The 25,905-nt window shown below is 63.7% G+C and carries 26 protein-coding genes; 14 read left to right on the forward strand and 12 right to left on the reverse strand.

What is annotated here, in order from left to right; all coding sequences use genetic code 11:
• Positions 1 to 44: 44 nt before the first annotated feature.
• From G4D79_RS12300 to G4D79_RS12310, 3 genes are all read right to left on the reverse strand, one after another.
• Positions 45 to 512 (reverse strand): DUF2771 domain-containing protein, encoded by a 468-nt coding sequence (locus G4D79_RS12300; RefSeq protein ID WP_223304425.1) that lies wholly within the window; start codon positions 510 to 512, stop codon positions 45 to 47.
• A 26-nt stretch (positions 513 to 538) separates the two neighbouring features.
• Entirely contained in the window at positions 539 to 2,233 is a 1,695-nt protein-coding gene (locus G4D79_RS12305) for an MFS transporter (protein ID WP_223304424.1), read from the reverse strand.
• Between the two features lie 69 nt (positions 2,234 to 2,302).
• Positions 2,303 to 3,133 (reverse strand): glutaminyl-peptide cyclotransferase, encoded by an 831-nt coding sequence (locus G4D79_RS12310; RefSeq protein ID WP_235867858.1) that lies wholly within the window; start codon positions 3,131 to 3,133, stop codon positions 2,303 to 2,305.
• A gap of 38 nt (positions 3,134 to 3,171) precedes the next feature.
• Here G4D79_RS12310 and G4D79_RS12315 point away from each other — a divergent pair, with 38 nt between their 5' ends.
• From G4D79_RS12315 to G4D79_RS12325, 3 genes are all read left to right on the forward strand, one after another.
• Positions 3,172 to 3,993, forward strand: coding sequence for a DUF3027 domain-containing protein (locus G4D79_RS12315; RefSeq protein WP_030535360.1), 822 nt, complete (start codon positions 3,172 to 3,174; stop codon positions 3,991 to 3,993).
• Between the two features lie 68 nt (positions 3,994 to 4,061).
• Positions 4,062 to 6,734 (forward strand): sacsin N-terminal ATP-binding-like domain-containing protein, encoded by a 2,673-nt coding sequence (locus G4D79_RS12320; RefSeq protein ID WP_099698051.1) that lies wholly within the window; start codon positions 4,062 to 4,064, stop codon positions 6,732 to 6,734.
• A 6-nt stretch (positions 6,735 to 6,740) separates the two neighbouring features.
• Positions 6,741 to 7,292 carry a phosphatase PAP2 family protein gene (locus G4D79_RS12325; RefSeq protein WP_030535362.1) on the forward strand — a complete coding sequence of 184 codons (552 nt, stop codon included), beginning with the start codon at positions 6,741 to 6,743 and terminating at the stop codon, positions 7,290 to 7,292.
• On the opposite strand, the gene G4D79_RS12330 is transcribed toward G4D79_RS12325, so the two are convergent.
• Entirely contained in the window at positions 7,282 to 8,322 is a 1,041-nt protein-coding gene (locus tag G4D79_RS12330; protein ID WP_099698050.1) for an iron-siderophore ABC transporter substrate-binding protein, read from the reverse strand. The genes G4D79_RS12325 and G4D79_RS12330 overlap by 11 nt on opposite strands.
• Positions 8,323 to 8,412: 90 nt before the next feature.
• Positions 8,413 to 8,670 (reverse strand): DUF2530 domain-containing protein, encoded by a 258-nt coding sequence (locus tag G4D79_RS12335; protein ID WP_007733492.1) that lies wholly within the window; start codon positions 8,668 to 8,670, stop codon positions 8,413 to 8,415.
• A 102-nt stretch (positions 8,671 to 8,772) separates the two neighbouring features.
• Here G4D79_RS12335 and G4D79_RS12340 point away from each other — a divergent pair, with 102 nt between their 5' ends.
• From G4D79_RS12340 to G4D79_RS12350, 3 genes are all read left to right on the forward strand, one after another.
• Positions 8,773 to 10,227, forward strand: a complete 1,455-nt coding sequence (locus tag G4D79_RS12340) for an NCS2 family permease (RefSeq protein ID WP_003940242.1) — start codon at positions 8,773 to 8,775, stop codon at positions 10,225 to 10,227.
• Positions 10,228 to 10,292: 65 nt separating this feature from the next.
• Positions 10,293 to 10,724 (forward strand): MarR family winged helix-turn-helix transcriptional regulator, encoded by a 432-nt coding sequence (locus G4D79_RS12345; RefSeq protein ID WP_073512666.1) that lies wholly within the window; start codon positions 10,293 to 10,295, stop codon positions 10,722 to 10,724.
• Between the two features lie 104 nt (positions 10,725 to 10,828).
• Positions 10,829 to 12,136: an MFS transporter gene (locus G4D79_RS12350; RefSeq protein ID WP_007733487.1), complete on the forward strand. Its 1,308-nt coding sequence runs from the start codon at positions 10,829 to 10,831 to the stop codon at positions 12,134 to 12,136.
• Here G4D79_RS12350 and G4D79_RS12355 read toward each other — a convergent pair.
• On the reverse strand, positions 12,120 to 12,668 hold the full coding sequence (locus G4D79_RS12355) for a hypothetical protein (RefSeq protein WP_003940103.1): 549 nt from the start codon (positions 12,666 to 12,668) through the stop codon (positions 12,120 to 12,122). The two genes, G4D79_RS12350 and G4D79_RS12355, sit on opposite strands and share 17 nt — an antisense overlap.
• Before the next feature lie 70 nt (positions 12,669 to 12,738).
• Here G4D79_RS12355 and G4D79_RS12360 point away from each other — a divergent pair, with 70 nt between their 5' ends.
• Genes G4D79_RS12360 through G4D79_RS12370 form a run of 3 tightly spaced genes read left to right on the forward strand, consistent with a single transcriptional unit; the run spans position 12,739 to position 14,441 of the window.
• Positions 12,739 to 13,329 carry a TetR/AcrR family transcriptional regulator gene (locus G4D79_RS12360; protein WP_037128521.1) on the forward strand — a complete coding sequence of 197 codons (591 nt, stop codon included), beginning with the start codon at positions 12,739 to 12,741 and terminating at the stop codon, positions 13,327 to 13,329.
• A 48-nt stretch (positions 13,330 to 13,377) separates the two neighbouring features.
• The gene (locus G4D79_RS12365) at positions 13,378 to 14,184 is read left to right on the forward strand and encodes an RNA methyltransferase (protein ID WP_003939731.1); all 807 of its coding nucleotides are present in this window, start codon (positions 13,378 to 13,380) and stop codon (positions 14,182 to 14,184) included.
• Positions 14,181 to 14,441 (forward strand): DUF2537 domain-containing protein, encoded by a 261-nt coding sequence (locus G4D79_RS12370; RefSeq protein WP_030535366.1) that lies wholly within the window; start codon positions 14,181 to 14,183, stop codon positions 14,439 to 14,441. Before G4D79_RS12365 ends, G4D79_RS12370 begins: the two co-directional genes overlap by 4 nt.
• Before the next feature lie 20 nt (positions 14,442 to 14,461).
• Here the strand turns inward: G4D79_RS12370 and G4D79_RS12375 are convergent, their stop codons facing one another.
• The 4 genes from G4D79_RS12375 to G4D79_RS12390 form a co-directional block, all read right to left on the reverse strand.
• Positions 14,462 to 15,247, reverse strand: a complete 786-nt coding sequence (locus G4D79_RS12375) for a hypothetical protein (RefSeq protein WP_042451221.1) — start codon at positions 15,245 to 15,247, stop codon at positions 14,462 to 14,464.
• A gap of 52 nt (positions 15,248 to 15,299) precedes the next feature.
• On the reverse strand, positions 15,300 to 16,277 hold the full coding sequence (gene sepH / locus G4D79_RS12380; RefSeq protein ID WP_099698049.1) for a septation protein SepH: 978 nt from the start codon (positions 16,275 to 16,277) through the stop codon (positions 15,300 to 15,302).
• A gap of 200 nt (positions 16,278 to 16,477) precedes the next feature.
• Complete coding sequence (serC, locus tag G4D79_RS12385) at positions 16,478 to 17,599, reverse strand: phosphoserine transaminase (RefSeq protein WP_099698083.1); 1,122 nt, start codon at positions 17,597 to 17,599, stop codon at positions 16,478 to 16,480.
• Positions 17,600 to 17,662: 63 nt separating this feature from the next.
• The gene (locus G4D79_RS12390; RefSeq protein WP_003940025.1) at positions 17,663 to 18,790 is read right to left on the reverse strand and encodes a citrate synthase 2; all 1,128 of its coding nucleotides are present in this window, start codon (positions 18,788 to 18,790) and stop codon (positions 17,663 to 17,665) included.
• 244 nt (positions 18,791 to 19,034) lie between these two features.
• On the opposite strand from G4D79_RS12390, the gene pdxH reads away from it, so the two are divergent.
• From pdxH to G4D79_RS12415, 5 genes are all read left to right on the forward strand, one after another.
• Positions 19,035 to 19,748, forward strand: coding sequence for a pyridoxamine 5'-phosphate oxidase (gene pdxH / locus G4D79_RS12395; protein WP_007733483.1), 714 nt, complete (start codon positions 19,035 to 19,037; stop codon positions 19,746 to 19,748).
• Positions 19,745 to 21,010 carry an MFS transporter gene (locus tag G4D79_RS12400; protein WP_021332219.1) on the forward strand — a complete coding sequence of 422 codons (1,266 nt, stop codon included), beginning with the start codon at positions 19,745 to 19,747 and terminating at the stop codon, positions 21,008 to 21,010. The genes pdxH and G4D79_RS12400 overlap by 4 nt, the downstream gene beginning before the upstream one ends.
• Before the next feature lie 41 nt (positions 21,011 to 21,051).
• Entirely contained in the window at positions 21,052 to 21,999 is a 948-nt protein-coding gene (locus G4D79_RS12405; RefSeq protein WP_042921680.1) for an aldose 1-epimerase family protein, read from the forward strand.
• A gap of 358 nt (positions 22,000 to 22,357) precedes the next feature.
• On the forward strand, positions 22,358 to 23,656 hold the full coding sequence (locus G4D79_RS12410) for a citrate synthase (protein ID WP_003940509.1): 1,299 nt from the start codon (positions 22,358 to 22,360) through the stop codon (positions 23,654 to 23,656).
• 70 nt (positions 23,657 to 23,726) lie between these two features.
• Positions 23,727 to 24,089 (forward strand): FKBP-type peptidyl-prolyl cis-trans isomerase, encoded by a 363-nt coding sequence (locus G4D79_RS12415; RefSeq protein WP_003940440.1) that lies wholly within the window; start codon positions 23,727 to 23,729, stop codon positions 24,087 to 24,089.
• A 92-nt stretch (positions 24,090 to 24,181) separates the two neighbouring features.
• Here the strand turns inward: G4D79_RS12415 and G4D79_RS12420 are convergent, their stop codons facing one another.
• Positions 24,182 to 24,943, reverse strand: a complete 762-nt coding sequence (locus G4D79_RS12420) for an ABC transporter permease (protein ID WP_099698714.1) — start codon at positions 24,941 to 24,943, stop codon at positions 24,182 to 24,184.
• Positions 24,940 to 25,893: an ATP-binding cassette domain-containing protein gene (locus G4D79_RS12425; RefSeq protein ID WP_058037822.1), complete on the reverse strand. Its 954-nt coding sequence runs from the start codon at positions 25,891 to 25,893 to the stop codon at positions 24,940 to 24,942. Before G4D79_RS12425 ends, G4D79_RS12420 begins: the two co-directional genes overlap by 4 nt.
• Between the last annotated feature and the right edge of the window lie 12 nt (positions 25,894 to 25,905).

Here is a 25,905-nt window from a genome sequence, read left to right on the forward strand (position 1 = left end):
CTGCACACCAATCGGTGTGCAGGGCATTTTCGACGTTCCGGGGATCAGGCGGTCTTGATCGACCAGATCAGCAGTCCCTGTTCGCTTCCCTCACCGACGGCGAGGTGGATTTCGACGCCGACGAGTTGCTTGACGGGATCGCTCGAAGACTCGACCGTCACTGCCAGGGCCTCGCCGGGCTCGAAGACTCGGGGCTCACCGGTCTGGTTGCCGTCGGCATCCTCGTAGACGGCGAGCAGTGCCCACTGCGCATCCGAGACGTCCGTCGACAACGACAGCTGCAGCGGGTAGCCCGCTGGAACGTCGAGTGCGTAGATGTCGCCCACCTGGGCGCACTGGGACAGGTCGATGGTGCAGAAACCGGCAGGGTTCGTTTCGATCGTCTTGCCGTGTGCGTATGCAGTGATGACCGGCAGCTTGTCGGGGTCGTCGTTGATGTTCTTGATGATCACGAAAAGAACGGAGACGTAAGCAACCAGTGCCACCACCATCAGGACACTGATCGCTGCCACGATCTTCTTTGTTCTCGAGCGCATCATCACTGCGGAGTACTTCCTTGTCCTCGGTTGGATTTACCGGTGTAAATCACTTCGGTCACTTCTTGTTCGGCCAGATCGGGTCGCTTCCCGCCGAGGCCGGGCAGGAGGCTGCTTCCTCGGTAGCTCAGGAAGGTCTGCAGAAGCCCGATCGTCAGGAACACCGATACAACAGTGAACCCGATCCAGTATTCGGTCGGAAGCAGAACCCCCAATGCGCCGCCGAGTACCCAGCTCAGCTGCAGAACCGTCTCGGATCTACCGAATCCGGACGCGATCGATTCCTCGGGCAGGTCGTGCTGGAGTGACGCGTCGAGTGAGACCTTGGCGAGTGCGCTGGCGGCCGATGCGATGAGCGTGGCAAGCGCTGCCGTCATGAGGTTGTCCGTCAGCGCTGCGATCACCGCGATGATCCACACCGACGCAGTGCACCGGAGCACGATCAAGGCAGGCCGGCCGAGCTTGAGGCGCGCACCCGTGGCATTTCCGGCGAAGTTACCCAGACCGGCTGCTGCGCCGACCAGGCCGAGCATCATGGCCTGCTGGAGCGGCTCGTGATCGGTGCGTGATTTGGCGACGAACGCGATGTAGAGCGTCAGGAAGCCGGTGAGCACGCGAATGGTGCCGTTGCCCCAGAGTCCGATGATCACGGCGCGTCCGAGAGGCTGACGGACCTTGGCAGGTTTGGCGTCCGGCTGCGGTGGGGCGCTGCCGGCGTGATGCGCTTCGTCCGGGTGGTAGGTGATGGTCGCGGGAACCTCACCCTCGGTGACCTCGACCCACGACGGGATTCGCATGCTCAGATATGCGCCGAACACGGTGACGGCGACCGCGAACCACAAGGCGCCGGTGGAACCGAAAGCCAGCGCGAGCGCACCTGCGACAGCGCCGGCCCCGATCGTTCCACCGATCAGCCCGAAGACCGTCAGACGCGAATTCACGCGCACCAGGTCTATTTCCGGTGGTAGGACGCGTGGTGTCACTGCGCTCTTGAGCACCGAGAACGATTTACTGAGCACCATCATGCCGAGCGCGGCCGGATAGAGGATCCAACTGTCGAAGTTGAAGACCAGGATCACCGCGAGGAGCGTCCGGATTCCGAACGACGACGCGAGTGCGATGCGGCGTCCGCGCTGCAACCGGTCGAGCATGGGGCCGATGAGCGGTGCGATGACCGCGAACGGTGCGATCGTGATCAGGAGATAGAGCGCGACCTTGGTCTTGTCCTCGCCCGTCGCGGCCGAGAAGAACAGCGTGTTGGCCAGAGCGACGGAGATCGCCGCGTCGGTCGCGTTGTTCGTCATCACCGCGTAGGTGAGAGCGGTCAGACCGGACTTGTCCGCGCCGTCGGCCTTCGCCGCGCGCTGGAAGGTCGCGATGCCCTTGTTCGTCAGTTCGCGGCTGCGCATCGCTGCGACGCGAGTGACGGTGAGCTTGCGAGGCATCGGTGGAGCCTTGGGAGCGTCCGCCCCCGGCGTCTTCGAACCGGCCGCGGATTCGGAGTCTCCCCGCGATTCGGGAATCGGATGCAGCGGTGGCAAAGGCGTGCGACGGGCAGCGGGACGGGCCGAAGGTGGGTAATTGTCCGGGCGGGCCGCGGGTGGGTAATTGTCGTAACCGGGGTGCACCTGTTGCCCCTCCGGCTCGTCGTGGATTCGCCGAGTTTCGGGGTCGTAGGGTTCGCGCGGTCCGGTCACCACTCAATTCTGTCCTAGTGTCGGCGCGGCTACCACGCACACCCCTGCGAGTCCTGTGTCATGTCGGACTCAGTTAACAAAACGGACTTCGAACATCTGCGGCCAATACTTGCCGGTGAGCAGGAATCGATCGGTACCGGGAATCTGCGCGATGCCGTTGAGAACGTCGACGGTGCTGGTCGATCCGTCCGCGACGAGTTCTTCGCGTAGCGGCGAAGCGTCGTACACGTTCGTGACGCTGCCGTCCGACGGGTCGATTCGGACGACGGTGTCCGTGGTCCAGACATTGGCGTAGACGGAGCCGTCTTCGGCGCATTCCAATTCGTTCAGCTTGCCGACGGACTCCGAAGATCTGGTGACGTCGACGGTCGAGATCGACGCGAAGGTTTCGGGATCGCGAAAGGTCAACGTGGCCGAACCGTCGCTCGAGACCAGCCGATCCCCGAGCGAACAGATTCCCCATCCCTCGGTGTCGAGTGGGAACCGCCCTCGTTCGGTCAAGGTGTCCTTGTCACGGGCGATGGCAACGCCGTCTTTCCAGGTGAGTTGCCACAGTGTGTCTCCGGCAACCGTGATGCCCTCACCGAACAACGGCGGGTCGAGATCGGCACGCGCAACTTCCGGTCCCGAAGCGGGGGACTGCTCGTCGGAGATCTCGCTCGAGCGCACCCAGGACTGCCCGACGCGTCCGGTGCTTTCGTACAACCGGTTTCCGTCGATCTCGAGGCCCTGCGTGAACGCGTCGGGATCGTGCGCGGACACTCGAACGATCTCGACGGAGCCGGTTTCGGACGTGAGGTTGTCGGGAGCGCCGCGGGAATCGGAGCACCCCGCCAAGGCCGACGCGACCACGGCGACCACTGCAAAAGTGCGCACGGAATTGGCGTGTGACCTACTCATCTGCCCAGCATGGCAGCCCAGTGCGTTGCGGACTTGCGGTGGTGCGGCAAACTGGAGGAGTGAGTGTTGCTACTTCTCCAGAGCGTGCAGTGCCGCGCCCAGTACTGGCCGATGCGGTCGAGCTTGCCCGAAAGGCAGTCGTCGACCTGCATGAAGGCGGTGTGGGGGCATACCTCGGCGTGACGTCGGAGGACGAATTTGCCGCCACCCATCGATTTGCAGCAGACATTCCGGGATACCGCGGTTGGCAGTGGGCGGTTGTCGTCGCTGCCGGACCGGAGGACACCCACGCCACGATCAGTGAGTTGGCGCTGTTGCCGGGTCCCGACGCGTTGGTTGCGCCGGAATGGCTGCCATGGGATCAGCGGATTCGTCCCGGCGATCTGTCCGTCGGTGACCTACTCGCCCCGCCGGCCGAGGATCCTCGCCTCGTTCCCGGCTACGTCGCCACCGGTGACCCGGAAGTCGACGAGGTAGCTCTCGAAATCGGGCTCGGCCGCAAACAGGTCATGAGCCGCGAGGGCCGACTCGATGCCGCGCAGCGTTGGTTCGACGGTGACTTCGGCCCGGAGTCGGAGATGGCGAAGGCCGCGCCGTCGACGTGTGGACTGTGTGGATTCTTCCTTCCACTCGCCGGTTCGCTGCACGCAGCGTTCGGTGTGTGCGGAAACGAACTCTCCGCAGACGGCCGTGTGGTCAGCGTGTCCTACGGTTGTGGCGCGCACTCGGACACCAGCCTGCCGCTCGGTGCGGGCTCGCCGCAGTTCGACGCATTCGACGACGGGGCCGTCGAGCTGATTGCGGTGCCCGCTCGCCCGTCGAGCGCTGTTGCAGTTGAGGATTCGGTATCCACCGAGTAGAAGATCCGTTCGGTACGGACGCACTCCGCGAGGCGACGCTGCGCGCGTGGTCGGAATCTCCGACGCGATTGCGTGAAGACGCGGCTGCGGAATCCGACCTCGCAAAGGCCGGGTACCGCGACCGTCTGCTCACCGAACTGGCGCAGAACGCTGCCGATGCAGCTGCACGCGAGGGCGTCCAGGGCTCTTTGTGGGTGGATGTGGACGGTCGGACGCTGACGGTGGCGAACACGGGCCGTCCACTGGACGAATCCGGTGTACATGCGCTGACAGCGCTGCGCGCGTCGAACAAGGTCGACGCCGACGAAGGTGTGACGGGACGGTTCGGCGTCGGATTCTCGGCAGTTCTCTCGGTCAGTGACGAGGTGGAACTGCGCTCGTCGACGGGATCGATTCGATTCTCTGCCTCGCACACTCTGCGCGAGATCGAGTCTCGCGAACTCCCGGTGCCGGAAACCGGTGTCCCCGTACTTCGTTTGGTGTGGCCGTCTGGCGAATTGCCGAGCGATGGTGCTGATTCGGAAGTGGTGCTGACGCTTCGGCCGGACGTCGATGCCGCGGCGCTGCTTTCGCAGATGGCACGTGAGGCTGTCGACCTGCTCCTCGAACTCCCAGCTCTCGGATCAATTCGTCTGGGTGAGAAGACTTTTCGGCGATCGGAACGGGTGCTGGATTCCGGCCTCGTCGAGATCGCGATCGGTGATCGCACGTGGTGGCAGTACACCGCGCCGAACGCGCGATGGTTGGTGCCGGTCCGCGACGGGGTCGTCGAGCCGGTCGCAGACGACGTCCTGCGGGCGCCGACGCGATCCGACGAGGAACTGTCGATCCCCGCGATCATCATTGCCGACATTGCAATGCAACCCGATCGGCGACGCCTCATGCCCGCTGCACCGATCGCTCCGCTTGCCGAGGGGTACGCGAAGTTCCTTGCTGCACTACCTCCTCGGCAGCGAACGGCACTCGTCCCGATCCCTGCCTTTGCCCGCAGCGAAACCGATTCGCTTCTGCGCGAAGCGCTTCTGAAGGAGCTGCAGGAAAACGAGTGGCTTCCGGTGGTCGGTGAACCCGACCGCGCGCCGCAGCGAGCATCCGTGGTGCCCGGGCTCGGTGATGACCTTGCCGAGTTGCTCACCGACATCATCGGCGGCCTGGTTGTCCCCGAGCTCTCCGGCCCCAAGCACGAGCGAGCACTCGCGGCAGTGTCGACGCACCGCATCGGGCTCGCGCGCATCGCGGAACTGCTCAGCGGTTCGGAACGTGAACCGAAGTGGTGGAATCGACTCTATTCGGCTCTCGAGCCCTTGGTGATCGACACTCTTGCGGTGGAAGAGCTTGGAACACTGCCGGTTCCGCTCTCCGACGGACGGACGGTGACCGGGCCGCGGACCGTCGTCGTCGGCGTCGAACTGGGCGAAGACGCGCCGTCGGTGCAGTGGACGAGGTTGGTTCATCCCGTCGCGGTTCACCCGTTGCTGTCTCGATTGGGAGCGCAGACCGCGAGTGCCACCGACCTGCTGTCCGATCCGGCGCTGCGCGCATTGATCGAAGATGCTGCGGACCAAGATGATTCGGTAGCGACGGAGTTGGCGCAGGTTGTACTCGGATTGGCGGCCCACGTGGCGCCAGGGGCGCTGCCGTCGTGGATCGGTGAAGTGCTGCTTCCTGATTCGGAGGGCGAATTGCGGTCCGCCGACCAACTTCTGCTTCCGGGAGCTCCCCTTGCAAGCGTCCTGGTCGAGGATTCTCCCTTCGGCATCGTCGACGCTGATTTTGTTCAGCAGGTGGGGGAGCAGGCGCTACGGGTAGTCGGTGTCGGGTGGGGTTTCACGGTGGTCCGTGAGGAATTGCCTTCCGGCCCCGATCACGATCTCGACGCCGAAGACGCATGGTGGGACACCCTCGACGAGGACCCCGAATACATCGAAGCCGTGCGCGATCTCGACCTCGTAGACGAAGACCGCTGGCCGCAGGCGTTGTCGCTGCTGGTCGAGTCGCCGGCGACGCGGGCGCTGCTCACCGACCGTCGTGGATACACGGCGTGGTGGTTGCGTTCGAATGCCGAACTCGGCGGTGAGGTGCTGGGCTTGCTGCGCGCTCCGGGCGATCGCACCTTCGAGGGATTGCTCGATGCTGCCGAACACCCCGACGCCGGATTCTTCTCCGGATTGCTGGCATCGGATACCGTCGACGATCCGGAACTGGCTCAGCTGCTGCTCGATCGGCTTGCCGACCCACTACGGATGCCGGCCTCCGCCGTCGTCGCGCGGACGCACCGACTACTGGGGGAGGCAGCGCAGCGACGGGTTCTCGACCTGGAGGAACTGCACCTGCCGCCGTTCGTGCGAGGCCTTTCCGGCGATCTGGTCGATCCCGGCGACGCCCTTGTTCTCGACCGACCGTGGCTGGGAGCGGCACTGCCTGCACAACGAGTGGTGCTCGGCAGCTTCGAGACGGCCGACGCACTGGCAGATCTGCTCGACGTCGCGACGGCGTCTGCATCCGTTCACGGACGAGTGAGCAGCACCGGCGTCGTGACGACGTGGGCGAACGAACCGCAGGCAGTTCTCGGCTTCGCAGCCCTCGGCCGTGAGGTTCCCGGCGGCGAGGTAGTGATCCATCACGAACTGTCGGTGGAACTGACGGGGGCGGTCGAGACGACGGTGATCGTGCCGTGGTGGGTGGACTCGGACGGCGTTCATCACGTGATGCGTACGTGGACTCTGCCGCAAGGAATGTGAGGGCAGATGTCTTTTGATCAGTGGGTACTCGACAGCGCAGTGAGTCAGCGGACGGCGTGGCTCGTGGACGTCGTCGACGTCATCACCGACAGCGGCGGAACCCTCGCGTCGTGGCTGATCGCGACGCTGCTCACGATCGTGCTTCTGGTTCGGGGACTGCGTACCGAAGCTCTGCTGATCGCCGGATCGATGTTGACCGGTCTGCTCGTGATGAGCGGATTGAAGCGCATCTTCACGCGAACCCGTCCACCCGTTCCGGAGCGATTGATCGAAATCGATTCGTATTCGTTCCCGTCGGGCCACGCGATGATGAGCGCGATACTCGCGACTTCGGTTGCCGCCGTGATCCTTCGGCTTGCTTTGCCGAGGCTCGCGAAGATGGCAATGCTCGCGAGCCTCGGCCTGTACACGATCGCCGTCGGATTCTCCCGCGTCTACCTGGCTGCCCATTGGATGACCGATGTACTGGCAGGTTGGGCGTTCGGGATGATGTGGGCCGGGGTGTGGATCTGGGGAACCGCGCAGATCAGAAAGCGCCGGGCGCTGGTTACTTCGTGAGCTCGGCGAGTAGTTGGCTCGTGGCCCACGGCAAGCTCAGTGCCGAGCTCGCGGTCAAGGCCGCACCGACCTGCGGAGCCTGATCGTCGTTGACGTAGACGACGCGATTGTCCTTGACCACGTCGAGTTGCTGGAAGCCAGGGTTGTTTCGGACCGCCTGTGCGGCATCGGGATTGCCGATGACAACGAGACGGTCCACGTCGAGAAGATCCAGTCGTTCGGTGGAGATCGGCGCGTAGAACTCACCGTTCATCAAGGCCTCGACCGCGGGAGCAGGTTTGAATCCGAGACTGCCGAGAACCCGTCCGCGGGCGTCCTCGGAGGAGAAGGCGTAGAACTCCGGGGTCGCGTCGACGCTGATGATCACCGCGGTCTGGTCTGCAAATTCCGGGTGAGCGCTTCTGGCGTCGGCGAACTGCCTGTCGATATCGGCGACCAACTTCTCGCCGTCGGCTTCGCGACCCACTGCCTTCGCTGCGGTCTTCGTCGTGATCTGCCACGGAGTTGCGTAGTCGCCGTAGGCCGGATCCTTCGCGACGGTCGGGGCGATCGCGGAAAGTGTGCAGTACAGGTCTTTGTCGATGCTCGAGTAGAGCGCGAGGATCAGGTCGGGCTCGAGCGCAGCGATCTTTTCGACGCTGATCGTGGTTTCGGGATTGCTGCCGACGACGGTCGGTTCGGTTCCGCCCCAAGGGCCGGTGACCCATGGCCACGTGCGGTTGACGTCCGGTTCGCCCGGGTACTGGTTGACCATTCCGACGGGCTTGATGCCCAGAGCCAACAGAGCCTGCTCGTCGTTGTAACCGACGGTGACGATCCGTTGTGGTTCGGAATCGATCGTGGTGCTGCCGAAAGCGTGATCGATCGTGACGGGGAAGGCGCCACCACCGGAACTCGACGGACTACTTGCTGCGTCGTCGTTCGAACTGCAGGAGACGAGTGCTGTGCCGACCAGGGCGACCACAGCAACGGATGTCAGTCTCGTCCAACGTCCTCGGCTTTTCCAACGATTTCGGTGGGAGATCTTCACGGCTACGTGGTTCCTTTCAGCATTGACAAGCTAAGACCGACACTGGAGTGCAGGGTAGGCTTACCATGCTGAAAGGGTGAATCGACCTGCTCAGTCGACCAGACCGGCGCCCTGCTGTGCGCCCTTGTCACCGCGCACAGCTGCGCGTCGTTGAATGGAGAACAGAGCGAAGCCGAGGAAGCCGACTCCGATACCCGCGTAACAGATCGGGAGTGCATCCGACCAACGATCGCCGCTCACCGCGACCACGATCGTGGCGATCACCCACAACGCGGTGCCGATGATCAGTGCCGGCGCGGGTGCGGACAATTTGCCGATCAGGCCTGTTGTGTTGCGAGTCTCCGTCACAAAATTAACGCTACCCGTACCCCGGTGGCCTACTCTCCCTAGTGCGACCGGCTTCATGTGCGCCGGCACACGGCGACCTACAGCGATGGGGAAAGAACAAACATGGCGGCACCCGGCAAGATCCTCGACACCTATTTCAAGATCAGCGAACGAGGGTCGACGATCTCGACCGAGATTCGCGGCGGTGTCGTCACCTTCGTGGCGATGGCCTACATCGTGGTCCTCAACCCCCTGATCCTCGGCAGTTTCTCGGCTGACGACGCTGCAGCGAAGACCGACGTTCTCGGCAACATCCTTCCGGTCAACCAGGTGGCTGCGGTCACCGCTCTGGTTGCCGGCCTGATGAGCATCGTCTTCGGTGTCGTTGCCAACTATCCGTTTGCCATCGCCGCGGGTCTCGGCATCAACAGCCTGCTCGCCGTCACAATCGCACCTCAGGTCACCTGGCCCGAGGCGATGGGCCTGGTGGTCATCGACGGTGTGATCATCGTTCTGTTGGCACTCACCGGTTTCCGAACTGCGGTGTTCAATGCGATTCCCTCGGCATTGAAGTCCGCGATCGCGGCCGGTATCGGCATGTTCATCGCCTTCATCGGACTGGTCGACGCCGGATTCGTCCGCCGTATCCCCGATGCCGCCGGTACGACGGTTCCCGTCGGACTCGGAATCAACGGCTCCATCGCTTCGTGGCCGACCGTGGTGTTCATCTTCGGTGTGCTGCTCATGGGTGTTCTGGTAGTGCGCAAGGTTCGTGGTGGACTGCTGATCGGCATCGTCGTCACGACGATCCTCGCTGCGATCATCGAGGCGGTTGCCGACGTCGGACCCTCGCTCGGAACCAACCCCAAGGGCTGGAACCTCAGCATCCCCGCGATCCCGGAGATGCTCGGTGGTATGCCTGATCTGAGCCTGGTCGGCGACGTCAGCATCTTCGGCGCATTCACCCGCATCGGTGTTCTGGCCGCCAGCCTGCTTGTCTTCACCCTCGTGCTCGCGAATTTCTTCGACGCCATGGGCACGATGACGGGTCTCGGTAAGGAAGCCGGCCTGACCGACAAGGATGGAAACCTCCCCAACGTCGGTCGCGCGCTTGTCGTCGAAGGCGCGGGCGCGATCGTCGGCGGTGGCGCTTCGGCGTCGTCGAACACCGTGTTCGTGGAATCCGCGTCGGGTATTGCCGAAGGCGCCCGCACGGGCCTGGCAAACGTCGTGACCGGACTGCTCTTCCTCGTCGCGATGTTCCTGACGCCGCTCTACTCCGTCGTGCCGATCGAGGCAGCTGCGCCTGCCCTCGTCGTCGTCGGTGCGCTGATGATCGGGCAGGTCCGAGACATCGATTTCACCAAGTTCTCGGTCGCTCTCCCGGCGTTCCTGACCATGATCGTCATGCCGTTCACCTACTCGATCGCCAACGGCATCGGCGTCGGCTTCATTTCATGGGTGGTCCTGCACGCTGCCAGCGGTGGTATCAAGAAGATCCACCCGTTGCTCTGGATCGTGGCGGCACTTTTTGTGGCCTACTTCACTGTCGGACCCATTACCGACGCCCTTACGTGAAATCAGGGTTGACCGGTATTCGATTACGTGAGCTACCGGCCAGCTCTTGACGTATTGTCTGACGCGTGACCACCGAAACTCGTGCGCTGGCCAGCGATCTTTCCCTGGCTGTAGTGCGTCTCACCAGGCATCTGCGCGGCCGCAGAGTCGACGCTCAGGTATCGCTGACGCAACTGTCCGCCTTGGCGAGCCTGGATCAGTACGGCCCGATGACTCCTGGCGTACTCGCAGCACGTGAGAAAGTGCAGCCGCCGTCGATGACGCGCGTTGTTGCTTCTCTCGCCGAGCTCGGTCTGGTCGAGCGCTCGCCGCATCCCACGGATGGTCGTCAGATCATCGTGAATCTGTCCGACGCCGGGCAGGCGTTGCTCGCGGACGAAACCCATGCGCGCGAGGCGTGGATGAACGAGCAGCTGGCCGGGCTGGGTGGCGACGAACTCGCGACGCTGCGCGGTGCTGTCGAGATCATCACCGAGATGGTCAACAAGACGGAGTAGCTCCGTGAGTTAGAGGTCGCGTAGCTCCGCTACCTAGAGGTCGTTGCCCAAACGAATTACTCGAGGGGCAAGATAGTGGGGTGCCCCGAGACCCCGATTCCGGCATGTTTGCCGCGCTCCACAACCGCAACTACCGCCTTTGGGCTTCCGGACAGATCGTTTCTCTGGTCGGCACGTGGATGCAACGCATCGCCCAGGACTGGCTGGTACTGACGCTCTCGGACGGCAACGCGCTGGCGGTGGGCATCGTCATGGCCTTGCAGTTCGGCCCGACGCTGTTCTTGTCGGTGTGGGGTGGGGTGCTTGCCGATCGGTACGACAAGCGTCGGATCCTGATCTTCACGCAGTGGGCGAGTGCGGTATGCGCGCTGGTGTTGGGTCTGTTGGACGTCGGTGGGCTCGTCGCGTTGTGGCATGTCTTCCTGATTGCCTTTGCCCTCGGCTGTGTCTCGGCGCTCGACGCACCCGTGCGTCAATCGTTCACCATCGAAATGGTGGGCAAGGAACACCTGTCCAACGCCATCGCGCTCAACTCCATGACGTTCAACACGGCCCGCATCGTCGGTCCGGCCATCTCGGGTGTGCTGATCAACCTGATCGGAACAGGGTGGGTGTTCCTGCTCAACGTCGCAACATTCGGTGGGGTGCTCATCGCGCTCTACCTGATGAACAAGAAGGAGTTGATCCCGTCGGAACCGGCCCCGCGCACCAAGGGGCAGGTGCGCGACGGGTTCCGGTATGTATGGGGCCGCAAGGACCTTCGCGTGATAATGGTGTCGGTCTTCATGGTCTCGACCTTCGGCCTGAACTTCGCGATCAGCCTGGCGGTGATGGCGCGCAACACGTTCGGCCTCGAGGCCGACGGTTACGGATTGCTGTCCACGACGCTCGCCGTGGGCACCCTTGCCGGCGCTGCGTACGCCGCAAGACGGAAGGAAGCGCCGCGGTTGCGGACGTTCCTCGGTGCCGCCGTGGCTTTCGGTGTGTTCGAGGTCGCGGTGGGATTGATGCCCACCTACGCGTTGGTGGCGCTGATGTTGATCCCCACGGGCGCACTGACGTTGACGTTCACGACGTCCGCGATGAACATCCTGCAGATGTCGGTGCCCTCCGAGATGCGCGGGCGGGTGATGGGTATCTACATGCTCAGTTTCCTCGGTGGCACACCGCTGGGAAGCCCGTTGCTGGGTTGGCTCGCCGACTCCGTGGACCCACGTGCGCCCTTGATCGTGGGCGGAGTGATCTCGCTCGTCTCGGGCACTGTGGCCGGGGTGTACCTGCTACGCAGCGAAGGGCTGAAACTTCGTCTTGCGCGACCGGAAGACGGTGGCAGGCTGCCGGTTTTCGTCCTGCGTCCGGTGATCGTATGCGACGCGACCGAACAGGCAGTCGAGGCTAGCCGCGCGCCGTGACCTTCTCACGCTTGGGAAACACCGTGTAGCTCAGGGCGATTGCTCCCCAGATTGCGAGTACCACTGTCAGCTTGCTGATCCATCCGTCGAGGGCTCCAGTACGGGTGGGGTCGTCGACGAGGAAGATGGCCGCGCCGAGAAGTCCGCACGCGACGGCCCAGGCGATCGCGGCTTTGCCGAACTCGCGCCATTCGCGCAGTGCTCGCGCACTCCCGTACTTGGGTGGTGCGACGGGAGCCGGGCCGCCGGCGAATCGGTAGGCGAACCTGGCGTCGGCCCAGGAGATGAGGCTGTGTCCGAACGCGACGGAGAATCCGATGTAGGCCGCGGCAAGCCCATGGGTGAAGTTCGCCTCGCCACCGCCACGAAGATCGAGGGCTGTGGCGACGAGCAGTACGACATCCACCAGGGGCGCGCAGATGAGCAGTGCGGCGCCCAGCGTTTTGCGGCGCAGTAGATAGCGGGCCGCGAGACCTGCGGCGATGAACACCCAGAACATGATTTCGCACGCGATGATCAAGTGGACGATCATGACATCAGCTCATTTCTAGTACGACTGTGTTAGTGATCGAAAACTAGCACAGCTGTGTTAGTTTTGTGAAGTGGTGAAACGTAGCAGTCCGGATGAGCGGCGTGAAGAGATCGCCGAGGCCGTGTGGCGTGTGATCCGTCGAGACGGTGTGGCGAGCGCCAGCGTCCGGGCGGTCGCGGACGAGGCGAAGATGTCGACGGGGTCGCTACGGCACTTCTTCGCGACGCAGTCCGAACTCTTGCTGTTCGCGATGACGCTCGTGACCGTCCGGGTGGAGGAAAGGATTGCCGGCATCGACTTCGATCCCGACATCCGCCGCGCGATCCGTCAGTTCACCGATCAGTTCGTTCCCCTCGACCAAGATCGGCGTGAAGAAATGCAGGTTTGGGAGGCCTTTGCTGCTGCCGCCCAGACCGATTCGGCGTTGACGGCCGTGCGTGACGAGACAGACCGGACCTTGTTCGAGCACTTTCGTTCGTTCGTGGAAGCGGCGCATCGAGCGGGTTTTCTACGGCCGGGTGCCTCGGTCGACATCGAGGCGATGAGATTGCATGCGCTCGCCGACGGGCTCGCGTCGCACGGCGTCGACAATCCCGAGCGAACCAATCCAGAGGTGATCAGCCAGGTGCTCGACGCGCATTTTGTCACGCTGTTGCGCTAGGTCGGGAGTAGTGGTGGGGGCTCGCGGTGCGTACGGCACGATAGACCCGTGGTTCACGTCATCGACATCTCAGATCCCGCCGACCCCCGGCTGGATGACTTTCGCGATCTCAACTCTTCGGATCGGCGCCCCGACCTGCCGGAGGGCAAGGGACTGGTCATCGCCGAGGGAGTGTTCGTCACTCAGCGACTGCTGACTTCGCGGTTCGAGCCGATCAGTCTCCTCGGCGTCGAACGACGGCTCCTGGAGCTCGCTGACGATCTCGACGGTGTGGACGTGCCGTTCTACCGTACGAGCGCCGAAGTGATGGCCGAGGTCGTCGGATTTCACCTCAACCGCGGCGTCCTCGCTGCAGCAGCACGCCCGGCACCGCTCGCGGTCTCGGACGTGTTGAAGGACGCGAAGACCGTCGTGGTCCTCGAAGGCGTCAACGATCACGAGAATCTCGGCTCGATGTTCCGCAACGCGGCGGGGCTCGGTGTCGATGCAGTTCTGTTCGGGAAGGGTTGTGCCGACCCGCTGTACCGGCGGTCGGTCCGTGTGTCGATGGGGCACGTGCTGCGAGTGCCCTTCGCGCATGTGGCAAAGTGGCCACACGACTTGGATGAGCTGCGTGGCAACGGTTTTCAGCTCATTTCCTTGACTCCGAATCCGGAAGCGGTCACTTTGGCCGAAGCGATGACCGGGGAGAAGGTAGCGCTACTGCTGGGCGCCGAGGGGCCAGGTTTGACCGAACATGCGATGCGGGCCACCGATATTCGTGCCAAGATACCGATGGCGCCCGGCACCGACTCGCTCAACGTCGCGACCGCAGCGGCGATGGCCTTCTACGAACGTGTCAGGACCGGCCGGTGACTCAGGACCGCACGCCCTGGTTCACCGGAATCGCGGTGTCGGTGTTCGCAGCCATGCTCTCGACCAGTGCCGTCGCGGCGTTCTGTGTCGCGCTGGGCAACGTGAACGTGCTCCTGGCGGTTGTCGTCAATGTCATTGCGGTAGGCGGACTTGCGCCGACCGTCTGGCGCTGGCGAGCCGTCCCCGTCTGGCGATGGGTGGTCTACGGCGCGGTAGCCGGCGTACCGCTCGGGTGGATCGCAGCGATAGCCGCGTGAACCTGTGAGGCTGCTCGGCGCTACTTGAAGCCGAAGTACCGAGCGAGGCGGCCGCGCGGCTTGGCCACCGGTGCGTCGTGGATCGGCGGCATGTTTTCGGGCATGGGTACCTCTGTCGGCGCCTGCTCGGGCATCGGCGCGGGGGCTGGGGGTGCAGGTTTGGGTGCCTCGCCGGGTCGGTGAATCTTGAAGCCCCACAGGAGAATCTGCGTTGTGTCGAGTTCGTGTTCTCGCGGCGCGCCGGTGTATCGAAATCCCAGCCACTCGAGGTTGGCGGACTCCGCGAACTGTTGCGGGTGGAACGGAAGTGACTGCGGATCAGGCAGGATCCCGGGCGGGTAACGCAGGGGATGGTTGCCGGCCCAGAATTCCAGTTCCCAGGTCTGTGGGATCCCCAGATTTTCGACGATGTCGATCGGGATGGCACTGAACGAGCGTCGTAGCTCGCCGTCCTCCCACAGTGCAAACGAACCCTGCGCGGTTTCGGGGACGGAGCTGATCAACAGCGTCGAGCCACCCTCTGCCGAAAGGTGCCAGGAATCAGGCAGTTTCGAGGGGACGAAGGTGCTGAGTTCGGAGCTGCAGACGACACTCACTCGACCGTACGCGCCGACGAAGACGTAGCCGGGGCTCACCGTCGCGGCCATCGACAGCGGCTGAGGCCCGAGCGACTCGAACTCCTTGTCCGGGTACAGCGACATGGCGATTTTCAGGGCCTCGGTCTGATCCGGCTGTGGGTACCTGCTCAATTCGGTGCGAGCGTCTGCGCCGCCCAGAAACCAGATCGTCGATACCCGTGCAGCCACCGGCAGCCCTCTCTCCTCAGCCTCGCTCGAAAGAAGAATACTTTCCTTCGGGTCAGCGACCGCTGCTGCGGACCCCGAGGAGTACGTCGTCCCACGAGGGAAGAGCAGGCCGTCCGCGCTTGTCCTTGGTCTGCGTCTGCTGCGGAGCGGTTTTCGGGGTCACATCCGGTGCGGGTTCGGGAACCTCTTCGGTGACGACGGTTTCCGGCTCGACAGCAATCGGTTCGGGCGCCACGATCCGTTCCGCCACCACCGTCCGCTCGGGGACTACTGTGCGCTCGGAAACTGCTGTCCGCTCGGAAACTGCTGTCCGCTCGGAAACTGCTGCGGGCTCGGAAACTGCTGCGGGCTCGGGCTCGATCTCCGCCACCGGTTCGACGTCGAATCGGGACAGTTCGAGCTGCTGCGGCTCGTTCGAGACCACCGGTACCAGGCCGCGGAGTGGGCGACCGAAGTCAGGATCGATCAAGTCGAATGCCGCGTCGTCGAGTGCGACGATCGTTCCGCCGTGCGCGTCGGGCTGGTAGCGCCAGTGCGCGGCGTTGGTGGTGCGGCCGGCCTGCCACTGCAGCTGGGCGACCCACTGATTGTCCTCGTCGCGCCAGGCATCCCAGGTGGCCTCGTCGATACTGTGGCCGCGGGCGCGGAATGCGTGGGTCACGATTTCGGAGAGGGTGGGAACTGTCGGACCGTTGTCGCGCACCGGGTGTCCGCCCTGCGCCATTTCCGCGGCGCGGGAGCGCTCGAGCAGAACGGGGTACGCAAAGCGCTCGACCTTGCTGATGGGGATCTTCGCTTCTTCGGCGACCTGCTCTACGGAAGCACCGGAACGAATGCGCGCCTGAATTTCGCGGGGACGGAGTTGGCTTTCCATTTCGATCTCAATCTGGCCGAGTCGAGCCACGTCTCCGCGGGAAGCTGCACGAAGTTTGTCATCGGCGGGAAGCCGGAATTTCTGGCCGGTTTCAGCATCTGCGCACACCACATGCGATCCATCGGGTTCAAGTCCGATCACTCGAAGCTCTCGCACATTGACCTCCTTATCGCGCCGGCTCGCGACTTTGCGCCGCGCTCAACTGTAATTCATTCGTGACCATGGACTCGGCAGGACACGCAGGGCGAGATGACCTCGGATCCGCCCACCGGTGTGGTAGCTCACAAGGCCTGGCGCAAACGACGCTCGGCCCCCGACGTCATGCCGGGGGCCGAGCGGTGAAGCAAATGTGAAAATCAGCCGAGCTGAGAAACGACCCAGTCGATGCTCTTGGTGAGAGCGGTGACGTCATCGGGGGCGATGGCCGGGAACATGCCGACGCGCAGCTGGTTGCGGCCGAGCTTGCGGTACGGCTCGGTATCGACGATTCCGTTGGCGCGCAGGATCTTTGCCACCTCGGCAGCGTCGACGTCGTCGTTGAAGTCGATGGTGCCGACAACCTGCGAGCGGTGTGCCGGATCAGCGACGAACGGCGTTGCGAACTCACTGGCCTCGGCCCAGTTGTACAGGCGCGAGGACGAATCCGCGGTGCGAGCGGTAGTCCAGTCGAGGCCGCCGTTGCTGTTCATCCACTCGATCTGGTTGGCGAAGAGCAAGAGGGTGGCCAGGGCCGGGGTGTTGTACGTCTGATCCTTGGAGCTGTTGTCCACGGCGATGGGCAGCGAGAGGAAGTCAGGCGTCCAGCGTCCCGAATCCTTGATCTCCGCGACGCGTTCGAGGGCGGCCGGGCTCATCAGCGCGATCCACAGTCCGCCGTCTGCAGCGAAGCACTTCTGCGGAGCGAAGTAGTAGACGTCGGAATCGGCGACATTGACCGGAAGTCCGCCGGCGCCCGAGGTGGCGTCGATGGCGATCAGTGCGTTCTCCGAACCCGCGGGACGCGAGACGGGGATCGACACACCGGTGGAGGTCTCGTTGTGCGCCCAGCCGATGAGATCGACGGACGGGTCGGAGACCGGCACCGGTGCGCTGCCCGGATCGGCGGAAACGACGATCGGGTCACCGATGAACGGGTTGGCCTTGGCGACCGAAGCGAACTTGGAGCTGAATTCGCCGTTGGTCAGGTGCAGCGACTTCTCGCGGATGAGGCCGAATGCGGCCGCATCCCAGAACGCAGTGGTTCCGCCGTTGCCGAGGACGACCTCGTAGCCCTCGGGCAGTGAGAACAGATCGGCGAGGCCGGAACGAATGCTGGCCACAACGTTCTTGACCGGCTTCTGGCGATGGCTGGTGCCGAACACCGAAGCGCCCACCTCGACCAGGGACTGCAGCTGCTCGGGGCGAACCTTGGAAGGACCGCAGCCGAAGCGTCCGTCGGCGGGCTTGAGGTCGGCGGGGATGATCGGTGTGGAGGTCATCGCTTCTTTCTGTTCCTTCACTTGTGTTCTGTACTACCGTGATTGGCGAATTCGAGCGGGGTACTACGCGTGGCTGATCTGGTCCCAGCCCTCGACCGACTCCGGAGTACGGGGCGCCGGGCCGGTGTAGATGGCGGCCGGGCGTACCAGCTTACCGAGACGCTTCTGCTCGAGGATGTGTGCACACCAGCCGGCGGTGCGGCCACAGGTGAACATGGCAGGCATCATGTGCGCGGGAACCTCGGCGAAGTCGAGGATGACGGCGGCCCAGAACTCGACGTTGGTCTCGATCGCGCGATCGGGACGACGCTCACGCAGTTCTGCCAGTGCAGCCTGCTCGAGAGCTGCGGCAGCCTCGTAGCGGGGAGCGTTGAGGCGCTTGGCCGTGGCGCGGAGCACGCGTGCACGGGGATCTTCGGCGCGGTAGACGCGGTGTCCGAAGCCCATGAGCTTTTCCTTGCGGTCGAGGATTCCCTTGACCAGTGCGCGGGCGTCGCCGGTCTTCTCGGTCTCTTCGATCATCGGAAGAACGCGGGCCGGTGCGCCGCCGTGCAGCGGGCCGGACATCGCGCCGATGGCGCCGGAAAGCGAAGCCGCGACGTCGGCGCCCGTGGAGGCGATGACGCGGGCCGTGAAGGTGGAGGCGTTCATGCCGTGCTCGGCTGCCGAGACCCAGTACGCGTCGATTGCCTCGACGTGTGCCGGATCGGGCTCACCCTTCCAGCGAACCATGAAGCGTTCGGTGACGGTCTTGGCCTCGTCGATGCGGCTCTGCGGGACTGCCGGCTGGTAGATGCCGCGAGCGGACTGCGCGACGTACGACAGCGCCATGACGGATGCGCGGGCGAGCTGGTCGCGGGCGGTCTCGTCATCGATGTCGAGGAGCGGCTGGTAGCCCCAGATGGGAGCCAGCATCGCCAGTCCGGCCTGAACGTCGACACGGACGTCGCCGGTGTGAATGGGGAGGGGGAACGGCTCGGCCGGCGGGAGGCCGGGGCCGAAGCGGCCGTCGACGAGAAGGGCCCATACGTTGCCGAAGGTGACCCTCTGGCCGACCAGGTCTTCGATGTCGACTCCGCGGTAGCGCAGTGCGCCGCCGTCCTTGTCAGGTTCTGCGATATCGCTGGTGAAGGCGACGACGCCTTCGAGTCCGCTCACAAAATCGTCCGGTATTGCTGCGCTCGCTGCCATTCTCGTGGACTCTCCTCGTTCGAGTGCGCCAGGTCTACAGTCGCACTGCCTCAGCTTCAGTGACTGCGCCTCGGTGCTCGCAGGGATGAGCACGCACCGTGTTTTGTACTGCGCAATCGTCTCGTCCCGATTCGGCGCTGTCGCTGGTGCGGCTCGCGGTCCGGGTCGGGTCTAGCCACGGCAAACTTTAGCGCGTGCCGCGTAGCCGTTGGCCAGTGAGTACCCGGGAGTAGCGTTCTCGGCTGTGTCGAATGAACGTCAGGACCCGCAGGCGGTGGACAACGAACTCGCGGCCATGCGTGTGGGCTATCCGCAAGCAGGCAGCGAATCGGAGTCCGTCGAGGACCGCATGAGTGCGGAATTGGATACTTCGGTTGTCGAAACCGGTTGGCTGCCCCTCATGCGCCAATGGCTCGTGGACGCCGTCGAAGCTGACGCGCCGGAGCCCAACGCCATGACTCTGTCGACGGTGGACGACGGTGGCCGTCCGGCGTCGCGCACCGTGCTCTGCAAAGGGCTCAGCGAGGACGGCGTCCTCTTCTTCACCAACTACGGATCCGACAAGGCTCGTCACCTCGACGCCCACCCGTACGCGTCGGCGAACTTCACGTGGCTGACCCTTGCCAGGCAGGTGATCGTCCGCGGCACCACCGAGCGGGTGAGTGCTCAACTGACGCAGGAGTATTGGCGAACCAGGCCTCGAGGTTCACAGCTCGGCGCGTGGGCGTCGTCGCAGTCTCGTCCGATCGACTCGCGTGCCGATCTCGACGAGCAACTGCGTGAGGTCGCTGCTCGATTCGGCGTGGACGGTGAGATTCCGGTGCCACCGAACTGGGGCGGGATTCTGATTCGGCCCGAGTCTGTCGAGTTCTGGCAAGGACGCGCGAACCGCATGCACAATCGAGTTCGCACGAGCCTGGTCGACGGACAGTGGTCCGCCGTCCGTCTCCAGCCGTGAGCCGGCTACTCGCGGACACGACTCCGCTCGAGAATCGCGACTATCGACGGCTGTGGACGGCCGGCATCGTCACCGTCATCGGCGCTCAGCTCAGCGTGGTCGCCGTACCGCAACAGGTGTACGAGATCACCCGAAGCTCGGCCTACGTCGGTCTGACGGGAATCTTCGGTCTGGTCCCGCTGGTCGTTTTCGGTCTGTGGGGCGGCGCACTGGCCGACGTCATGGATCGACGACGGCTGTTGATGATCACCTCGATCGGACTCGGCGTCACGTCGGTGCTGTTCTGGATCCAGGCTGCCCTGAACGTGAACAACGTGTGGTTGGTGCTCGGATTGTTCTCGGTTCAACAGGCGTTCTTCGCGGTGAACCAGCCGACGCGAGCGGCGATCATCCCTCGGTTGATTCCGGGCAGGCAGTTACCTGCCGCGAACTCGCTGAACATGACTGTCGTGCAGTTCGGTGCGATAGCCGGCCCGCTACTGGCGGGTGTCCTCATACCGTCGGCCGGTCTGCAACTGCTGTACCTGCTCGACTCGATCTTTCTTCTCGCCACACTGTGGGCGGTATGGAAGCTCCCGGCGATTCCGCCGACCGGAACGTCTCGGCGAGCCGGATTGAGCGAGGTCCTCGGCGGTTTCACGTATCTCGCGACGCAGAAGGTTCTGCTCGCGTCGTTCGTGGTGGACATCATCGCGATGGTGTTCGGGATGTCGCGAGCACTGTTCCCGGAGATCGCTCACGAATCCTTCGGTGACCCCGCCAGCGGCGGTTTTGCGCTGGGACTGCTGTTCGCGGCGATGTCGGTGGGAGCCGTTCTGGGCGGAGTCTTCTCGGGTTGGTTGCCACGGGTTCAGTACCAGGGGCGAGCCGTTCTGGTCTGCATCGCGCTGTGGGGGCTGTCCATGGTCGGCTTCGGCGTTGCCGTGTACTTCGCGAGTCCCGGTTCCAGTGTGATTCTGCTCTGGGTGGCGGTCGCATTCCTGGCATTCGGCGGAGCCGTCGACATGGTCTCGGCGGCTTTCCGCAGCACGATGCTCCAGCAAGTGGCAACCGACGACATGCGCGGACGACTGCAGGGCGTGTTCATCGTGGTCGTGGCGGGTGGTCCGCGTATCGGTGACGTGCTGCACGGCGGTGCAGCCTTCCTGTTCGGGACCGGTGTCGCGGCAGCGGGCGGCGGCTTCCTGGTGATTGTCGGTGTTGTCCTTTCTGCCCTCGCATTTCCGGCATTCGTTCGCTACAAGGTGGGACGCGCCGTCTGACGTCCTGGTTAACCGGTCGCTCGTGGTGGAAACTGGTACGTATGACTGCGCCGCACAGCACGGGTAGGGGAGGGTTCGAGATCCGTGGTGGAGGCTATCGAGCCGAGATCGCCGCGGCCGGTGCCGGGTTGCGGCTACTCGATCACGAAGGACCGAACGGTCAGCGCGCGCTGACCGAGACCTGGGCACTCGGATCGAAGCCACCGCTGTCGGCCGGATTGGTTCTCGCGCCGTGGCCCAACCGAATTCGCGACGGGCACTTCATGTTCGACGGGATCGAGCATCAACTCGAGATCACCGAACCTGCGCTGGGGAACGCGAGCCACGGGTTCGTCCGGCGTCGCAATTGGAGCCTCGTGGACCACACGTACGAGCGCGTCGAACTGTCGGTCGACGTGGGACTTCACAAGGGTTGGCCCTATCCGTTGCAGCTGACGGTCGCCTACGAGGTCGGTGCCGACGGACTGACCGTCACGCACACGGCCACGAACAAGGGTGCGACCTCGTCGCCGTTCGGGCTCGGAATGCACACCTTCATTCGCGCCGGCGACTTTCCGCTCGACGAATGTGCTCTGCATCTGGCAGCAGGCACACGGTTGCCGATCGATCCGGCGAGGATGCTGCCGAACGCGTATTCGCAGGCAGTCGCCGGTACGGACTACGACTTCCGGACACCGAGACTGCTTGCCGGGGTGCAGTTGGACACTCCGTACAGCGCATTGGACGTCGTCGACGGCAGTGGTCGCACGCAACACGAGCTGCTGGCTCCGGATGGAACGGGCACTGCCCTGTGGACCAACCGCGAGTTCCCGTGGATTCAGGCATTCGTCGCAGATCCCGCCAACGACAAGGGGTATCCCGATCGCGGCCGCGCATTGGCTTTGGAGCCGATGACCTGCCCGCCTGACGCCTTCAACTCGGGCATCGATCTCCTGGTGCTTCATCCGGGTCAGACGTGGACGGGTAGCTGGGGCATCAAGGCGCTGTGATCCGGCTCTCATACCGTGGGATCGTGTAACACCAAGTAGGCATCAGCCGATAACAATCGGTTTTCGGTACCCCGTGTCAGTGGTCCGGAAGGTCCGACGTTGCTCCCATTTGCGAATTGCAGCCGAGATTTGCAGATCAGTGTGGGTAAATGCGCGATTCCGTAGACTGGAGTACCGGTCACGCGAGTGGGAAAGCCCAGACTGGAACATGTTTCAGTTTCGGTGGGTATGTCGGGTTCGTGAGTACCCGAAAAATAGCCGTGGAGCGACCCTCCTTCGGCACGATCTCTCCCGTGCGACTAGTTTCTAGTTGATCGCATGTAGTTACTCGTTGGTTCGAGCTTGAGAGGGATCCTTCGTGCCCGCTGACAATGACACAAAGCCCACGCTTACTTACCCCGGTGGTGAGTACACGATGTCCATTGCCAGGGCAACAGAGGGCAATGACGGCATCGAGCTGGGAAAGCTGCTGGCCACAACGGGGTACACCACCCTTGACCCCGGTTTTGTGAACACTGCATCCACCAGTTCTGCAATCACGTACATCGACGGTGAGAAGGGAATCCTGCGTTACCGCGGATATCCCATCGAGCAGTTGGCAGGTAAGTCGACGTTCATCGAGGTCAGCTACCTGCTGATCTACGGCGAACTGCCGACCGACGCCCAGCTCGAGTCCTTCACGGACCGCATCCGTCGACACACCCTGCTTCACGAGGACCTCAAGCGGTTCTTCGACGGATTCCCGCGCAACGCTCACCCGATGCCGGTTCTCTCGTCCGCAGTGAACGCATTGTCGGCGTACTACCAGGATTCGCTCGATCCCGAGGATCCGGAGCAGGTGGAACTGTCCACCATCCGTCTTCTCGCGAAGCTGCCGACCATCGCTGCGTACGCGTACAAGAAGTCCGTCGGACAGCCGTTCCTGTACCCGGACAACTCGTTGAACCTGGTCGAGAACTTCATGCGTATGACGTTCGGCTTCCCCGCTGAGCCGTACCAGGGTGATCCCGAGGTCGCCAAGGCACTCGACATGCTGCTGATCCTGCACGCCGACCACGAGCAGAACTGCTCCACGTCGACCGTGCGTATGGTCGGCTCGTCGGACGCCAACCTGTTCACCTCCGTCTCTGCCGGCATCAACGCACTGTGGGGCCCGCTGCACGGCGGCGCCAACCAGGCAGTGCTCGAGATGCTCGACGAGATCAAGGCCAGCGGCAGCACCGCAGCCGAGTTCGTCCGCAAGGTCAAGAACAAGGAAGACGGCGTGAAGCTCATGGGCTTCGGGCACCGCGTCTACCGCAACTACGATCCGCGCGCTGCGCTGGTCCGCGAAACCGCGCACACCATCCTCGCCAAGCTCGGCGGCGACGACGAACTGCTCAACATCGCAATGCAACTCGAAGAGGCCGCCCTCACGGACGACTACTTCATCGAGCGCAAGCTCTACCCGAACGTCGACTTCTACACCGGCCTCATCTACCGCGCGATGGGCTTCCCGCCGCGCATGTTCACGGTGCTGTTCGCCATGGGCCGTCTGCCCGGCTGGATTGCGCACTGGCGTGAAATGCACGAGGATCCGGCTACGAAGATCGGCCGCCCGCGCCAGATCTACACCGGCTACACCGAGCGTGACTACAGAGACATCACGTCCCGCTGACGCGTGACCTAGCGATATCACCACCCGCTAGTCTTCTGTACCCAACATTTCGCCTCAACGAGGAGGACCCATGAGTAGCAAGCCCGTAATCGAGTTCCAGGAAGGCCCCGCGCCGACCGATCTGGTCATCAAGGATCTGGTTGTCGGAGAAGGCGCCGAAGCCGTTCCCGGTGGCACCGTCGACGTTCACTACGTCGGTGTCGAGTTCGAGTCCGGCGAAGAGTTCGACTCTTCCTGGAGCCGTGGCGAGTCCATTCAGTTCCCGCTTCGTGGCCTGATCAAGGGCTGGCAGGACGGCATCCCGGGCATGAAGGTCGGCGGACGCCGTCAGCTCACCATTCCGCCGGAGCTGGCATACGGCCCCGCCGGTGCAGGGCACCAGCTTTCCGGCAAGACCTTGGTCTTCGTGATCGATCTGCTGGACGCCAAGTAATCCACTGTGCGCCTTTATTAACCCCCCGCGGTTAATAAAGGCGCACAGCACAAGCAGCCCCGCACCGTCAGGTGTGGGGCTTTCTTGTGTGGTCAGCTCGCGGTCTTTCGTCGGTAGAGCCAGTTGGACCACACGAATCCCACGGCGGCGATGCCCAGGCACCACGCGAGGGCGATGGCCGCGCTGTTCCCGATCGGCGTGCCCATCAGGAGTCCGCGCACAGTCTCGATGATCGGAGTCACCGGTTGGTGCCGGGCAAACCCCTGCAGCCAGGACGGCATGGTCTCAGCCGGTACGAAAGCAGTGCTGACGTAGGGCAGGAACATGATGGCGAAGGTGAATCCGCTTGCAGCCTCCGGGTTCTGGGCCAAGAGTCCCAAAGCTGTCGAGAGGTACGACATGGCAAAGACGAAGGCGACGATCACAGCGGCGACGCCGAGCCAGCGCAACGGATCGCTGGTCGGGCGAAATCCCATGATCAGCGCAACGACGACCACGATCGCCGTAGTCAGGACGTTGCGGACGATGCTGGCCAGTACATGACCGGTCAGGACCGACGACGGAGAGATCGCCAAGGTCCGGAAACGGTCGATGATCCCGTCCTTCATGTCGCTCGAGACGCTGACCGCGGTGGTCGAGGCGCCGAAACCGGCGCACAGAAGGATTATTCCGGGCACTACGTAGTCGATGTACTCGCTACCGGTGTTGATGGCGCCGCCGAAGACGTAGACGAACAGCAGCATGAGCATGACCGGAAGGGCTATCGCGGTGATCATCGAATCCGGACTGCGCAGAACGTGTTTGAGATTCCGGCGGAGCATCACCGCGGAATCGATTGCAATGGTGGAGGTCATCGAACGCTCGCAATCTCGGGTTGGCCTGATCCGGTGAGCGCGAAGAACACGTCGTCCAGATCCGGAGTGTGAACGGAGAACTTCTCGACGGTGATCGACGGATCGTCGATCGAGTCGAGGATCGCTTTGATCGACGGAACTGCCCCGTCGGAAGGGATGTGCAGGGTCAAGGTCTCGGCATTCGAATGCGCCTGCGGCAGTGATGCCGCGGCGAGTTCGAGTTGGGCCAGGTTCTCGAATTGCAGTGCGACGTGGCCGCCGGGAACAAGGCGTTTGAGTTCGTCCGGTGTTCCCTCGGCGACGATGCGGCCGCCGCTCAGCACGCCGACCGTATCGGCCAATTCGTCTGCCTCGTCGAGGTATTGGGTGGTGAGGAAGATGGTGACGCCTGACGCTGTGAGTCCTCGAACGATCGACCACATGTCGTGGCGGCTTCGCGGGTCCAGGCCGGTGGTGGGTTCGTCGAGAAAGACGACGTCCGGTCGGGCGACGAGGCTCATTGCGATGTCGAGTCGTCTGAGCATGCCGCCCGAGTAGTTGCCGGCGCGTTTGTCGCCGAAGTCCGTCAAAACGAACTGGTCGAGCAATTCCTCGGCACGGCGACGGGAGTTCTTCCGGCCCAGGTGATTCAGTTCGCCCAGTAGGGTGAGGTTCTCGAATCCGGTCAGCAAGGTGTCGACGGCTGCGTACTGCCCGGTCACGCTGATGCGTCGCCGAACATTCTGTGGATCTCCGGGCAGTGAATGCCCCGCGACCGTGACCTCACCTCCGTCGAAGGGGATGAGGGTGGTGAGAATTCTTACGGCCGTGGTCTTTCCGGCGCCGTTCGCGCCGAGGAGGGCGTACACCGATCCGGCCGGGACCGACAGGTCGAGTCCAGCCAGTACCTGTTGATCGCCGTAGCGCTTACGGAGTCCGCGGACCGAGATTGCGGGGATCGTTCCTGACATCGAGACCTCCAA

The sequence above is a fragment of the Rhodococcus sp. WY5 genome (assembly GCF_018588185.1).
GTDB classification, from domain to species: domain Bacteria; phylum Actinomycetota; class Actinomycetes; order Mycobacteriales; family Mycobacteriaceae; genus Rhodococcus_F; species Rhodococcus_F qingshengii.

Bases quoted from the DNA above. Each gene is read 5' to 3' on its own strand.
- G4D79_RS12310 (WP_235867858.1), bottom strand. From the start codon at position 3,133: ATGAGTAGGTCACACGCCAATTCCGTGCGCACTTTTGCAGTGGTCGCC.
- G4D79_RS12325 (WP_030535362.1), top strand. From the start codon at position 6,741: ATGTCTTTTGATCAGTGGGTACTCGACAGCGCAGTGAGTCAGCGGACG.
- G4D79_RS12340 (WP_003940242.1), top strand. From the start codon at position 8,773: ATGGCGGCACCCGGCAAGATCCTCGACACCTATTTCAAGATCAGCGAA.
- G4D79_RS12350 (WP_007733487.1), top strand. From the start codon at position 10,829: ATGTTTGCCGCGCTCCACAACCGCAACTACCGCCTTTGGGCTTCCGGA.
- G4D79_RS12355 (WP_003940103.1), bottom strand. From the start codon at position 12,668: ATGATCGTCCACTTGATCATCGCGTGCGAAATCATGTTCTGGGTGTTC.
- serC (WP_099698083.1), bottom strand. From the start codon at position 17,599: ATGACCTCCACACCGATCATCCCCGCCGACCTCAAGCCCGCCGACGGA.
- G4D79_RS12390 (WP_003940025.1), bottom strand. From the start codon at position 18,790: ATGGCAGCGAGCGCAGCAATACCGGACGATTTTGTGAGCGGACTCGAA.
- G4D79_RS12405 (WP_042921680.1), top strand. From the start codon at position 21,052: ATGACTGCGCCGCACAGCACGGGTAGGGGAGGGTTCGAGATCCGTGGT.
- G4D79_RS12415 (WP_003940440.1), top strand. From the start codon at position 23,727: ATGAGTAGCAAGCCCGTAATCGAGTTCCAGGAAGGCCCCGCGCCGACC.
- G4D79_RS12420 (WP_099698714.1), bottom strand. From the start codon at position 24,943: ATGACCTCCACCATTGCAATCGATTCCGCGGTGATGCTCCGCCGGAAT.
- G4D79_RS12425 (WP_058037822.1), bottom strand. From the start codon at position 25,893: ATGTCAGGAACGATCCCCGCAATCTCGGTCCGCGGACTCCGTAAGCGC.